The organism is Paraburkholderia sp. USG1 (assembly GCF_031570135.1).
GTDB classification, from domain to species: Bacteria; Pseudomonadota; Gammaproteobacteria; order Burkholderiales; family Burkholderiaceae; genus Paraburkholderia; species Paraburkholderia dioscoreae.
This window is the reverse complement of sequence record NZ_JAMWXW010000015.1, coordinates 129,582-143,250: the sequence shown is the minus strand read 5'-3', so window position 1 is coordinate 143,250 and position 13,669 is coordinate 129,582. Positions and strand designations below refer to the sequence as shown.

The following is a 13,669-nucleotide window of genomic DNA, read 5'->3' as shown; positions in this document are numbered from 1 at the left end:
GACAAAAAAGGGCAGCTCGCGCTGCCCTTTTTGCTCCTGCTGCGCTGCCGGCCAGAGCCGGCGACGAGGCGGGTATTACTTCGCTGCGACCTTGCCGGTAGCGCGCGAGCCGAACTTGTTGCGGAACTTCTCGACGCGGCCTGCCGTGTCCATGATCTTTTGCTGGCCGGTGTAGAACGGATGCGATTCCGACGACACTTCGATCTTGGCGAGCGGGTAGGTCTTGCCTTCGAATTCGGCGGTTTCACGCGTCTGGATGGTCGAGCGCGTCACAAACTTGAAGTCGTTCGACACGTCGATGAACAGAACTTCGCGGTAATCCGGGTGAATGCCTTCTTTCATGGTCTTTCCTTTAATCTGGCGGTAGCCAACCCGCGTGCGACCGTATTGAACGGACCGCATCTAGGCGCGAGCCACTTGCCTATGGTCGAAAAACGGCGATTATGCCAGAAAATCAGTCGCTTGACGACTTTTGTGGCCGCCTTTTGGTCACCTTTGGGCCGCGGTGAGTGCCGGTTTCGCCGCTTGCCTGCCGGATCGCAGCCTGCGCGCGACCGGGACTGGACGGCCTTGTCCAGTGGGCGTTGCGCGTCAGCCGGCGGTGAACGTCAGGCCGACCCGCGCCGGATCCTGCCGGTAAAAGCGCGCGAGCAGCCGGTACAGCTCCGGATATTCGGCTTCGAACGCTTGCGGCCTGACAAACAGCGCCTCGCTGCAAACGGCAAAAAATTCCGATGGATGGTCCGCCGCGTACGGATCGATCAGCGAGTCGCGCTCGAAGCGCGCCCAGCGGCGCTCCGGCACCGCGTCGACCTTGGCGCAGAAGCGGTCGTAAGCGTGGTCGAACACGTCGGCCCACGCCTGCGAATCGAGCGGTGCGTGCCAGCGGCGCATCAGCGGCGGGTGGCCGTCCGCCTCGCCGTTCAGCATGTCGATCTTATGCGCGAACTCGTGAATCACGACGTTGTAGGCGTCCGTGCCGTCCGTCATCTGCGCGTCTTCCCACGACAACACCACGGGCCCGCCTTCCCACGCTTCGCCGCTCGCGTCCTGTTCGACTTCGTGCACCACGCCGTCTTCGTCCTCGACGGTCTTGCGGATCACGAATTCGCCCGGATAGACGATCACGCCGACCCAGCCGCGATACAGATCGAGGCTCAGGTTCAGCACCGGCAGGCATGCCTGGGCGGCGATCGCCACGGTCATTGCGTCGGTGAGCTCGAGCTCGTGCGCGGTCGAAAATTCCTTTTGCGCGAGGAAAAGGCTCGTCAGTTCGCGCAAACGCAGGAGATCCGGCGCGTCGAGGTGCGCGAGGAACGGCAGGCCGTCGAGCGTGGCTCGCCAGAGCGAGTCGTCGATCGCGTAGTCGCGCAGCGCGCGCTCGCGGCGGCGTGTGCCGAGCCATTGAGTGAGTTTCGAGAGCATGGCCTGATGCAACCTTTAGTCGATCTGTTTTTGCCACGCGGCGAAAATGCCGCCGCATATCGCCACGCCGACCAGGAAATAGAAACCGTCCAACGAGGCCAGAAAGCTGGCCTGTTGCGCGACCGTGCGGCTGATTTCCACGAGCGCCAGCGAGTGCGCCTCGGACGGTGAGCGACCTGCGGCGGCAAAACCTCGCGTCAGCGTGACGAGTGAATTCTGGAACACCGGATTGTACGGATTCACGAACTCCGCGAGGCGTGTTTGGTGCAGCGTCTGCCGATGCTGCTCGACGATGATCACGGAGGCCGTCGCGAACGAGATCGTCACCTGCCGCACGATGTTTTTCAGCCGGTAGCCGTGCGTGAATTCTTCGATGGCGAAGATCCTGAAAGTGAGATTGGCCACCGGCAACACGATGAACAGCAACAGCAGGCCGCGCAGCAGCAGGGGCAGCATCAGCGCCGCCTCGCCGACGCCGGGCGACATGCGCGTCATCCACGCCGCGGCGAACGCGGCCACGGCGAAACCCGGCACGATGATCCACTTCTTGCGTGGCAGCAGCTTCGCATAACGCAGGTAGACGAACAGCGCGCTGGCGGAAATCAGCGACGTCACGCCGACCAGTTGCCCGGTGTTTTCGACCGGATAGCCGAGACCGCCTTCGAGAAAGCGCGAGATCAGATAGCTGAACACGGTCGAGATGTAGTAGTAAAACATATAGAGTACGAGCCCGGCCTGGAACACCTTTTCGCGCAACGCATTGAGGCGCACGAGCGGCGCGGGATGATGCCACTGATGATAGGCGAACCAGCCTGACGCGACGATGCCGGAGACGGTCAGCAGAATCAGTCCCGGCGACGCGCTGAACAACTGGAAGCGCACCTGTTGCATGACGATTTGCAGGGCGCCTTGGGCGAACGCGAAGATGAGATATGGCCAGAAATGTGCGGCGCCGCGTTCCTCGGGCAGGCGGTTGCCCGAGTCGGGCAACGCGAGCAAGGCCAGCACGGCGAACAGCACGCCCACGGGCGCGGTGCATGCGAACAGCGCGCGCCAGTCGAAATACGCGACCAGCTGGCCGCCAATCAGCGGCGCGAGCGCACTGCTCAGGACGATCAGCACGAGAAACGCGCGGGTGGCCGCGGGCCGCTGCTGCGGCTTGAAACTCATCTGGATCAGGATGCGGCAGGTGCCCATCATCGGGCCGATGAAGTAGCCTTGAAAGCCGCGCGCGAACGCCAGTTCGATCGACGATTCGCATAGCGTCGCAGCCACCGAGCCGGCGGAATAGAGCAGCATGCAGCCGGCCACGTAGCGCCGGTAGCCGAAGCGTTCGACCCACCACTGTTGCTGCAGGATGCCCAGCACCGCCGCGACCGCATAGGCGCTCGACGCCCACACCAGTTCATCGGGCGACGCGTTGATGCCGCCCGCGATATAGCTGGTGAAAAAAGAGAAGATCGAATTGTCGAAATAGTCGAGGCCGGTGACGACGGCCAGCACCCATGGGAAAAAGTCGCCGCGCAGTTTTTCGACGCTGAACAACGGCACGCGGGACGACGTCGTGCTCATCAGAATTCGTCCGGCGCGGAGTCGTCCGGGTTGTCGACGCGCTTCGCGGGCGGCGTGCTGCGTGTTTTCGCGCGCGCGCTGCGGCGCTGCGCGAGCAGCGCGTCGGCATTCTCGCCGGCGAGGCGCCGCTGGAGATAGTCGAGATCGGGGCTCAGCTCGGCGCGCAGCTTCTGCGCTTCCTTCAGTTCGCGGCGCATCGTGTCGATGCGCGCGTCGAGCGCTTCGACCTGTTGAGCGATGGCGTCGTGAATCTGCCGCAGCGATTCGGTGGAGTAGCGGTGGCCTCCGTCGACAGGTTCGAGCGGGCGTGCGACAGATGGCGCTGGCAGCCGAAAGGCGAGGGGTGAAATCTGCCGCGCGAAAACGGCAAAAGGACGGACGAAAAAAAACCGCTCGTTTGCGACGAGCGGCTTCTTTATGCGGTGCGGATGCTGTGGTGAGTGCCGCTATATCGGCACAGGAGCTTGGCCTTAGCTGCCGCCGCCACGGCGCATCATGTCGAAGAACTCGGAGTTGCTCTTTGTCTGGCGGATCTTGTCGAGCAGGAATTCCATCGACTCGACTTCGTCCATGTCGTGAATGAACTTGCGCAGCACCCAGATCTTTTGCAGCACTTCGGGTTTGATCAGCAGTTCTTCGCGACGGGTGCCCGACTTGTTCAGGTTGATCGACGGATACACGCGCTTTTCGGCAAGGCGACGTTCCAGGTGCACTTCCATGTTGCCGGTGCCCTTGAATTCTTCGTAGATCACGTCGTCCATGCGGCTGCCGGTTTCGATCAGCGCCGTGCCGATGATGGTCAGCGAACCGCCTTCCTCGATATTGCGCGCGGCGCCGAAGAAACGCTTCGGACGTTGCAGCGCGTTGGCGTCGACACCACCCGTCAGCACCTTGCCCGAGGCCGGCACGACGGTGTTGTAAGCGCGCGCGAGACGCGTGATCGAGTCCAGCAGAATCACCACGTCGTTCTTCATTTCGACGAGGCGCTTGGCTTTTTCGATCACCATTTCGGCCACTTGCACGTGACGCGCGGCCGGTTCGTCGAACGTGGAGGCGATCACTTCGCCCGCCACCGAACGCTGCATTTCGGTCACTTCTTCCGGGCGTTCGTCGATCAGTAGCACGAACAGCACGACATCCGGATGGTTCTGCTTGATCGCGTGCGCAATGTGCTGAAGCATCACGGTCTTGCCCGACTTCGGCGAGGCGACCAGCAGGCCGCGCTGGCCTTTGCCGATCGGCGCGATCATGTCGATGATGCGGCCCGTGACGTTTTCCTCGCCGCGCATTTCACGTTCGAGCAGCAGCACCTTGTTCGGGTGCAGCGGCGTCAGGTTTTCGAACATGATCTTGTGCTTCGAGGCCTCCGGCGGCTGGCCGTTGACCTTGTCCACCTTCACCAGCGCGAAATAGCGTTCGCCGTCTTTGGGCGTGCGCACTTCGCCTTCGATCGTGTCGCCCGTATGCAGGTTGAAGCGGCGGATTTGCGACGGGCTGATGTAAATATCATCCGTGCTGGCGAGGTACGAGGTTTCCGGCGAACGCAGGAAGCCGAAGCCGTCCGGCAGCACTTCGAGCGTGCCGTCGCCGAAGATCGTGTCGCCCGTTTTGGCTCGTTTTTTTAGAATGGCGAACATCAATTCCTGCTTGCGCAGGCGGTTCGCACTTTCGATCTCGAGGCCATTGGCCATCTCGATCAATTCGGACACGTGCAGAGTCTTAAGCTCGGATAAATGCATACGGAGAACCCGCAGGAGAAGGTGCGACGAAATGAAATCTGGGAGGAGAGTGAGCGGAACCGCTCAAGGACTTACACGTCTTTTCGACGTTTTGCGGATTCTAGCATAGCACACGCCAATTTCCGCCAGTGCGACGGCATGGCATCTTTCTTGTTGAGCGTGTTGCCGGCTGACAACACGCTCAACACAACGCACCCGCAGGCCCCAGCGGACCCCGAGCGCGCCGATGCGGCCGCTTTTACAGGTTGCCGTCGAGGAACGCGGTAAGTTGCGACTTCGACAACGCGCCGACTTTCTGCGCGGCGACAGCGCCGTTCTTGAAAAGAATCAGCGTGGGGATGCCGCGCACGCCGAACTTGACCGGAGTCGATTGGTGTTCGTCGACGTTGATCTTGGCGATTTGCAGGCGATCGGCGTAATCCTTCGCGACTTCGTCGAGGATCGGCGCGATCATCTTGCACGGACCGCACCATTCAGCCCAGAAATCGAGCAGCACGGGTTTATCGGATTTCACGACGTCCTGTTCGAACGATGCGTCGCTAATATGCTTGATTTGTTCGCTCATTGTATGAATACCTCTATCGGTTCGAGGCCCGCCTGAATTGCTCGCCACGATACGTCAAAATCTAAGGAAACTTCCGTTCGCTTTGCCGCAACCAGAGCCTTGCCGACACATGCCGGAAAAGGTGAAAACCTGTTACGGAATATGCGGAAGGCTCGCGCTCGCGGGTCATCCGTACGGCAGTTTAGCTTAATTCGCTATGCGTTGCCGGGGGCGATAGTACTCATCAGGGGCAGTGGGGCCAACGGCTGCCGATGAAGTGCCACCGTGTTTCATCAACCACGACGTAGCGTATCTGGTGGCTCGGCGGCCAAACTCAAGTGGCTGCATTGCGGGCGGCCGCGATGTTGATACGGCCTTGTCTATATGAAGCGAAGGTCGCGATTCAGCGCACTGTTGACGCTTTGGTCGTATTAACAGTCGCGCGACAGGCCAAGCGATGATAGAATGTTTCGTGACGGGCCTCCTCGCATGGAGGGATGGTCAACCTGGTCAGGTCGGGAACGAAGCAGCCACAGCCGTTTTCCACCAGTGCCGAGGGTCGGGCTCGTCACCTTCCTCTTTTGTATTTCCTCTGTTTTCCGTTTTGTTCTGCGGTGTGTCCTGCGCGAGTTCTTCCGCAACGCATTCCTTCTTCTGTTATCCCTGGATACGTTGAGTACAGGCGCATGCAGCCATGCTCCGTGGTGTTTCCGCGCGCGCCTCGTCTATTTTTTTCTATCGGTCCGTTAGCCAGTTTCAATGATGTGGCAGCATGCGTTCGAGCGCTGTCGCGAATCGTTTTGCGCGGCATTGTTACTGATACAATTTCCTGATGACCTATCAAGTTCTCGCACGCAAATGGCGGCCGAAGGATTTCGCTTCGCTCGTCGGACAGGAGCACGTGGTGCGCGCGCTCACGCACGCGCTCGACGGCGGCCGTCTGCACCATGCCTATCTGTTTACCGGCACACGCGGCGTCGGCAAGACCACGCTGTCGCGCATCTTCGCCAAGGCGCTGAATTGCGAAACTGGCGTGACCTCCGCGCCGTGCGGCGTATGCCGCGCGTGCCGCGAGATCGACGAAGGGCGTTTTGTCGATTATGTGGAGATGGACGCGGCGAGTAATCGCGGCGTCGACGAAATGGCTGCGCTGCTGGAGCGCGCCGTTTATGCGCCGGTGGATGCGCGCTTCAAGGTCTACATGATCGACGAAGTGCACATGCTGACCAACCACGCCTTCAACGCGATGTTGAAGACACTGGAAGAACCGCCAGCGCACGTCAAGTTCATTCTCGCCACCACGGATCCGCAAAAGATTCCGGTCACGGTGCTCTCGCGCTGTCTGCAATTCAATCTGAAGCAGATGCCCGCCGGTCATATCGTCTCGCATCTCGAGCACATTCTCGGCGAAGAAAAGGTGCCGTACGACGTCCAGGCGCTGCGCCTGCTCGCGCGCGCGGCCGACGGCTCGATGCGCGACGCGCTCTCGCTGACCGATCAGGCGATTGCCTACTCGGCCAACCAGGTCAATGAAGAAGCGGTGCGCGGCATGCTCGGCGCGCTCGACCAGAGCTATCTGATCCGCCTGCTCGACGCCCTCGCTGACGGCGACGGCGCCGCGGTGCTGTCGGTGGCCGACGAGATGGCGTTGCGCAGCCTGTCGTTTTCGACGGCATTGCAGGATCTGGCGAGTCTGCTGCACCGGATTGCGTGGGCGCAGTTCGCGCCGTCGTCGGTACTGGACGAGTGGCCCGAGGCGGGTGATCTGCGCCGCTTCGCCGAAGCGCTGAGCGCCGAGCAGGTGCAATTGTTCTATCAGATCGCGACCATCGGCCGAAGCGAACTGGGTCTCGCGCCGGACGAATACGCCGGCTTCACCATGACGCTGCTGCGCATGCTCGCGTTCGAACCGGCGCCTATGGGCGGCGGGGGGGCCGTGGGTGCGGCGCGTGCGCCGGGCCAGTCCGGCGCGGGCGGAGCGAGACGCGCCGGTGCGCCGGCCGTGGCCGCGCAGCAGGGTGCGTCGGGTTCGCCCGTTTCACAGGCGCGGCCGGTAGCGGCTTCGAGCGCAGTGCCGGGGACTTCGCGTGAAGCGCAGGTGAGCGCTGCCGCGCCGGGCCGCGAAACACAGCCGGGTAAAGTTGTTGTGGCCGATAAGGGCGTCGTGGTTGAGGCAGCGCCGGTTGAATCGGCAACGCGCGCCATGGCGCAAGCCGACAGCACGGTTGAAGTGCAGCCTGCGGCTGGCGACGTTCAGGATGCCGCGGCGGATTCTGCTCAAGGCGCGATCGCCGGGCAGCCGCCTGTCGCAGAACCGGCAATAGTTGCAGAGCCGGCGCCGGTTATCGATGAATTGGAACCGACACCGACGTCCGCGGCGGCTGCCGCCCCGGTACCCGCGTTGGCTCCATGGGACGATGCCCCCGTCAACTCGGCAGCGGGCGAAGTGTCCGCAGCCATTGGCCTCAACGATCCTGCTTCGAGCGATGTCTCCGCGGCCGCAGGCTCCAAAGGTGCGGCTTCGAATGGAGTCTCCGCGTCCGCTGGCCACAGCGGTTCGGTGGCGAACGAAGCCTCCACATCCGCTGGCCTTAACGAATCTGCTTCGAGCGAAGCCTCCGCAATCGCTGATCTCAACGGTGCGGCCCAGAACGGAGCCTCCGCAACCGCAACTCTTAACGACGAAACACGCGCCGGCGAAGCTCCCGCATCTTCGCTGAGCGCACCGGCAGCCGCCGCGTTTGCGCGCACGGAGCAAGCCGCGGCTGCGGCGCCGTCGCAAGAACTACCGCCCGTAGCCGATACTGCACCCCGTCGCGCGGGCGGTGCGAGCGCCGCCCTCGACGTCTTGCGCAGCGCCGGTTTGAAAGTGTCGTCGGACCGTGGCCGCGCGAGCGCGGCAACTGCCGCGAAGCCCGGCGCGCCGGCCACGCCGAAACCCGCCGCCCCGCGCGTCGTCGTTCCCGTGCCGACGCCGGGCGCGCCACGCCGTGCGCCGCAGCAGGATGCCGCACCGGCAGCACCTGCCGCGCGCGCGGCAGGATCAGCGTCTTCGTCGCTAGCGCACCGCAACGGCGCTGAGCAGAATGGCTCGTCGGTGCCGCCGTGGGATGACATGCCGCCGCCTGACGAATACATGCCGCTCACGGCCGCCGACGAAGGCTATTACGGCCTGCCGGACGACGGCTATATGCCCGTGTTCGACAGCGGCCCGGACGATGTCCGCGTGAGCGCCGCGCCGGCGCCCGCGTCGACGCCGGCGCCGGCGCCGGTGATCGACCAACGTCCGCTGCCGCCCGCCGTGCCGCTCGATCCGCTGGGCTTCAAGGGTGACTGGCCGGCGCTTGCCGTCGATCTGCCGCTCAAGGGCATTTCGTATCAGCTCGCGTTCAACAGCGAACTCATGGCGCTCGAAGGCAATACGCTCAAACTGAACGTGCCGGTGCCGCAGTACGCTGAAGCCTCGCAGGTCGCTAAACTGAAAACCGCGCTCGCCGACAGGCTCGGCCAGACTGTCGAGGTGCTGGTCGAAGTCGGTCCGGCGCGCCGTACGGCCGCCGCCCACGACGCCGCCATGCGCGCACAGCGGCAGCAGCAAGCCGAGCGCGAGATCGGCGCCGATCCGTTCGTGCAGTCGCTGATCCGCGAGTTCGGCGCGAGCATCGTGCCCGGCTCGGTCCGCCCGATTACTCCGGACGCCGGTTCCAACGGAGCGCCGTCGGTCCACTGATTCGCCGCGCGATACGCCAGAGCGCGCCCGATTTCCGAATTTCACGCTATCAAGAAGGAGCATGTCCATGATGAAAGGCCAACTCGCCGGGCTGATGAAGCAAGCCCAGCAGATGCAGGAAAACATGAAGAAGATGCAGGAGCAACTCGCACTGATCGAAGTCGAGGGGCAGTCGGGCGCCGGTCTCGTGAAGGTGACGATGACCTGCAAGAACGACGTGCGCCGCGTGTCGATCGACCCGAGCCTGCTCGCCGACGACAAGGACATGCTGGAAGACCTCGTCGCCGCCGCGTTCAACGACGCCGTGCGCAAGGCTGAAGCCACTGCCCAGGAAAAGATGGGCGGCATGACCTCGGGCCTGCCGCTGCCGCCGGGCTTCAAGCTGCCGTTCTGAACGACGCCGCCGCAAGGCGGGGTCCGGGCCGCGGCTGCAGTCGCGGCGGCGTGAACGGCATAATGGAACGCGCGAGCCGTACCTGCCGTCAGGGTTGCACTCGCTGCGCGCGTTCCGCGCCTGACCCGACTGGCCGCGCCTCGGCCGAAATGTGCAGCGCGTGCCTCGCGAGGCCATCGCCGCAATGATGGAAACCGAACGAATCACCTGTATCGTCACCCTCATAACCGGGCACTACCCACTTCGACGCCGATCCGCATGAAACAACCTTCCGCCTTGTCGGCGCTCGTCGAAGCGCTGCGCGCGCTGCCCGGCGTCGGGCCGAAGTCCGCGCAACGCATGGCGTACCACCTCATGCAGCACGACCGCGACGGCGCCGAAAAACTTGGCCACTCGCTGCTGTTCGCCACCGAGCATCTGCAGCACTGCGAGAAGTGCAACACCTTCACCGAGGCGCAGATCTGCGAGGTCTGCCTCGACGAGGAGCGCGATCCCACCTTGCTGTGCGTCGTCGAAACGCCGGCCGACCAGATCATGCTCGAGCAGACCATGACCTATCGCGGTCTTTATTTCGTGCTGATGGGGCGCCTGAGTCCGCTCGACGGTATCGGTCCGAAGGAGATTCATTTCGACCGGCTCGTCCGGCGCGCGTCGGACGGCGTGGTCAAGGAAGTGGTGCTCGCAACCAATTTCACCAACGAAGGCGAAGCGACCGCGCATTACCTCGGGCAGACGCTCAAGGCGCGCGGCCTCGCCGTCACGCGCCTTGCGCGCGGCGTGCCGGTGGGCGGCGAACTGGAGTATGTGGACGCCGGCACGATTGCCCGCGCCATGCTCGATCGCCGCTCGATGTAGCGCGAGGCACCTGTTTCAACTTGACGCAGCGCAGCGCGCGTCGGGATCAGAACAAAGGAGACACATGAGCGTCACCCCTGAATCAGGCGCGGGCGCCGCGCCTCAAGAGAAAACCGGCCCGCTCGCCGGCGTCAAGGTGCTGGAACTCGGCACGCTGATCGCCGGTCCGTTCGCCGCGCGCTTTCTCGGCGAATTCGGCGCCGACGTCATCAAGATCGAAGATCCCAAAGGCGGCGACCCGCTGCGCAAGTGGCGCAAGCTTTATCCGGAAGTCGGCGGCACGTCGCTCTGGTGGGCCGTGCAGGCGCGCAACAAGAAATCCGTCACGATCAATCTGAAGGCCGAAGAGGGCAAGGAAATCGTGCGGCGCCTCGCGAAAGAAGCGGATATCGTCGTCGAGAATTTCCGGCCGGGTTTGCTGGAGAAGCTCGGCCTCGGCTACGACGTGCTGTCCGCGGACAATCCCGGCCTCGTCATGGTGCGCCTGTCCGGCTATGGCCAGACCGGGCCGTACCGCGACCGGCCCGGCTTCGGCGCGATCGCCGAATCGATGGGCGGCCTGCGCCATATCACCGGCTATCCGGATTTGCCGCCGCCGCGCATCGGCATTTCGATCGGCGATTCGATTGCCGCGCTGCACGGCGTGATCGGCGCACTGATGGCGCTGCATCACAAGCAGGTGAACGGCGGCAAGGGGCAGGTGGTCGACGTCGCGCTGTACGAGGCCGTCTTCAACATGATGGAAAGCGTGGTGCCCGAATACGGCGTGTACGGCATGGTGCGCGAGCGCACCGGCGCGTCGCTGCCGGGCATTGTGCCGTCCAATACGTATCCATGCCGCGACGGCAGCATCGTGATCGGCGGCAATAGCGATCCGATCTTCAAGCGCCTGATGATCGCGATCGACCGCGAGGATCTCGCGAACGACCCGGCGCTTACGCACAACGACGGCCGTGTGCCGCGCACCCAGGAAATCGACGGCGCGATCGCCGCGTGGCTCGCCACGCGCACCATCGACGAAGCCCTCGCCGTGCTGAATGCGGCCGACGTGCCGGTGGGCCGCATCTACAGCGTGGCGGACATGTTCACCGATCCGCAGTTCATGGCGCGCCAGATGATCCAGCGTTTCAAGTGGCAGGACGGCCAGGAAATCACGCTGCCGTCGGTCACGCCGAAGCTCTCGGCCACGCCGGGCGAGACGCGCTGGCTAGGCCCGGAACTGGGTGAACATACCGATGAAGTCCTTCAATCACTGGGTTATGATGCAGACCACATTGCAAGGTTGCACGCGCAACAAATAGTCTGAGTGTGCGCGCTGCGGCAAAGCAGAAAAGCCGATAAAAAACGGACAACAAAAGTTTGGAGACTCAAGACCATGCAACGGAGAAGCTTTCTCGCCGGTACTGCCGCACTCGCGGGCGCCACGCTCGCTGCCACGCCGCTCGCCTTCGCGCAGGGCAAACCTGAAACCACCAAGGTGGCGATCGCCGTCGGCGGCAAGAACCTGTTTTACTACCTGCCGCTCACCATCGCCGAGCGCCGCAATTACTTCAAGGACGAAGGGCTCGAAGTCGAAATTTCCGACTTTGCCGGCGGCTCGCAGGCGTTGAAGGCGGCGGTCGGCGGCAGCGCTGACGTGGTGTCCGGCGCGTTCGAGCACACCTTGCTGCTGCAGGCGCAGAAGCAGATGTTCCGCGAATTCGTACTGCAGGGGCGCGCGCCGCAGATCGTGCTCGCGGTTTCGAAGAAAACCATGCCGAACTACAAATCGATCGCCGATCTGAAGGGCAAGAAAATCGGCGTTACCGCGCCGGGTTCGTCGACCTCGATCATGGCGAGCTTTGTTTTGGCGAAAGCCGGGCTAACCGCAAAAGACGTCGCGTTCATCGGCGTGGGCGCGGGTGCCGGCGCCATCGCCGCGTTGCAGTCGGGGCAGATCGACGCCATTGCCAATCTCGACCCGGTAATGACCAAGCTCGAACGCACCGGCGAGATTCGCGTCGTGTCGGACACGCGCACGCTTGCCGATACGCGCAGCGTGTTCGGCGGCGATATGCCGGCGGGCTGCCTGTACGCGTCGCAAAGCTTTATCACGAAGAATCCCAACACCACGCAGGCGTTGACCAACGCGATGGTGCGCGCGCTCAAGTGGTTGCAAACGGCGACCGGCAGCGAACTGATCAACACGGTGCCGGAAGGCTATCTGCTCGGCGACCGCGCGGTGTATCTGGACGCGTGGCAGCACGTGAAGGAGGCCATGTCGCCCGACGGCCTGATGCCGGCGGACGGTCCCGCGACGTCGCTGAAAACGCTGCAGGCGTTCGACCCGAACGTGCAGGGCAAGCCGATCGATCTGTCGAAGACGTGGACCAACGACTTCGTCAAGAAAGCGCTGAGCACCGTCAAGGCTTGAGTCGAACCCGGGCGCGTGGGCCACGAGTCGGCCACGCTGCAAGCCGATGCGCGCCGCGCTCGCCGCGGCCCCGTTGCCATGATGCGACCACACACCGAATCCGATCTTTCGAAGCGAGCTGAACGATGACAGTTGCCGCCCTGGCGCTCGACAACATCACCTGCACGTTCGCTGCGCGCGACAACCACGCGCAGCGCTACACGGCGGTGAAGGACACGACCTTGCGCATCGCGCCGGGCGAGTTCGTCTCGGTGGTCGGTCCGACTGGCTGCGGTAAATCCACGCTGCTCAATGTCGGCGCGGGGCTGCTGGCGCCCTCGTCGGGGACGGTCAGCGTGTTCGGCGAGCCGCTCCGCGGCATCAACCGGCGCGCCGGCTATATGTTCCAGGCCGACGCGCTGATGCCGTGGCGCTCGGCCATCGACAACGTCATGGCCGGCCTCGCTTTCCACGGCGTGCCGCCCGCTGAAGCACGCGTCAAGGCCGACGAGTGGTTGAAACGCGTCGGCCTCGGCGGCTTCGGCGATCGTTATCCGCATCAGTTGTCGGGCGGCATGCGCAAGCGCGTCGCGATGGCGCAGACGCTGATTCTCGATCCGGACATCATCCTGATGGACGAGCCGTTTTCCGCGCTCGATATCCAGACGCGTCAGTTGATGGAAAACGAGTTGCTCGACCTGTGGGCCGCCAGGCGCAAAGCGGTGTTGTTCATCACGCACGATCTCGACGAAGCGATCGCCATGTCGGATCGCGTAGTGGTGCTCTCGGCGGGGCCGGGCACACACCCGATCGGCGAATTCACGATCGATCTGCCGCGTCCGCGCGATGTGGCGGAAATCCGCGCGCATCCGCGCTTCGTCGAGTTGCATGCGCAGATCTGGAGCGTGTTGCGCGACGAGGTGCTCAAAGGCTATCAACAGCAGCTCACCGCCGTTTAAGCGCGTCACGTAATTGCGTCACGTAGGGGCGTCGTGTATTGGCGTCGATCAATCGTCCA

The 13,669-nt window shown here is 63.5% G+C and carries 11 protein-coding genes, 1 other RNA gene and 1 pseudogene; 7 read left to right on the top strand and 6 right to left on the bottom strand.

Features of this window, described 5'->3' with window-relative positions; translation table 11 throughout:
• Positions 1-75: 75 nt before the first annotated feature.
• The 6 genes and pseudogenes from NE850_RS20940 to trxA form a co-directional block, all read right to left on the bottom strand.
• Complete coding sequence (locus tag NE850_RS20940) at positions 76-342, bottom strand: type B 50S ribosomal protein L31 (protein ID WP_007182076.1); 267 nt, start codon at positions 340-342, stop codon at positions 76-78.
• Positions 343-591: 249 nt separating this feature from the next.
• Entirely contained in the window at positions 592-1,425 is an 834-nt protein-coding gene (locus tag NE850_RS20935) for a zinc-dependent peptidase (RefSeq protein ID WP_007182075.1), read from the bottom strand.
• A gap of 15 nt (positions 1,426-1,440) precedes the next feature.
• Complete coding sequence (locus NE850_RS20930; protein WP_007182074.1) at positions 1,441-2,997, bottom strand: MFS transporter; 1,557 nt, start codon at positions 2,995-2,997, stop codon at positions 1,441-1,443.
• Positions 2,997-3,305: pseudogene (locus NE850_RS20925) on the bottom strand (MerR family transcriptional regulator); the annotation flags it as partial. The gene NE850_RS20930 and the pseudogene NE850_RS20925, both read right to left, overlap by 1 nt.
• Positions 3,306-3,467: 162 nt before the next feature.
• Entirely contained in the window at positions 3,468-4,736 is a 1,269-nt protein-coding gene (gene rho / locus NE850_RS20920; RefSeq protein WP_006048863.1) for a transcription termination factor Rho, read from the bottom strand.
• 238 nt (positions 4,737-4,974) lie between these two features.
• Complete coding sequence (gene trxA, locus NE850_RS20915) at positions 4,975-5,301, bottom strand: thioredoxin TrxA (RefSeq protein ID WP_006048864.1); 327 nt, start codon at positions 5,299-5,301, stop codon at positions 4,975-4,977.
• 453 nt (positions 5,302-5,754) lie between these two features.
• On the opposite strand from trxA, the gene ffs reads away from it, so the two are divergent.
• The 7 genes from ffs to NE850_RS20880 all read left to right on the top strand — a co-directional run bounded on the left by ffs (position 5,755) and on the right by NE850_RS20880 (position 13,610).
• Positions 5,755-5,853: signal recognition particle sRNA small type (gene ffs / locus NE850_RS20910), an RNA gene on the top strand.
• 259 nt (positions 5,854-6,112) lie between these two features.
• A complete protein-coding gene (dnaX, locus tag NE850_RS20905; RefSeq protein ID WP_310699362.1) occupies positions 6,113-9,010 on the top strand; it encodes a DNA polymerase III subunit gamma/tau in 2,898 nt (965 codons plus the stop codon).
• 67 nt (positions 9,011-9,077) lie between these two features.
• Positions 9,078-9,404 carry a YbaB/EbfC family nucleoid-associated protein gene (locus NE850_RS20900; protein WP_007182071.1) on the top strand — a complete coding sequence of 109 codons (327 nt, stop codon included), beginning with the start codon at positions 9,078-9,080 and terminating at the stop codon, positions 9,402-9,404.
• A gap of 258 nt (positions 9,405-9,662) precedes the next feature.
• Positions 9,663-10,259: a recombination mediator RecR gene (recR, locus tag NE850_RS20895; protein WP_007182070.1), complete on the top strand. Its 597-nt coding sequence runs from the start codon at positions 9,663-9,665 to the stop codon at positions 10,257-10,259.
• Between the two features lie 64 nt (positions 10,260-10,323).
• A complete protein-coding gene (locus NE850_RS20890) occupies positions 10,324-11,565 on the top strand; it encodes a CaiB/BaiF CoA-transferase family protein (RefSeq protein ID WP_007182069.1) in 1,242 nt (413 codons plus the stop codon).
• A gap of 69 nt (positions 11,566-11,634) precedes the next feature.
• Entirely contained in the window at positions 11,635-12,672 is a 1,038-nt protein-coding gene (locus NE850_RS20885) for an ABC transporter substrate-binding protein (protein ID WP_007182068.1), read from the top strand.
• 125 nt (positions 12,673-12,797) lie between these two features.
• Entirely contained in the window at positions 12,798-13,610 is an 813-nt protein-coding gene (locus NE850_RS20880) for an ABC transporter ATP-binding protein (protein ID WP_007182067.1), read from the top strand.
• Positions 13,611-13,669 lie beyond the last annotated feature (59 nt).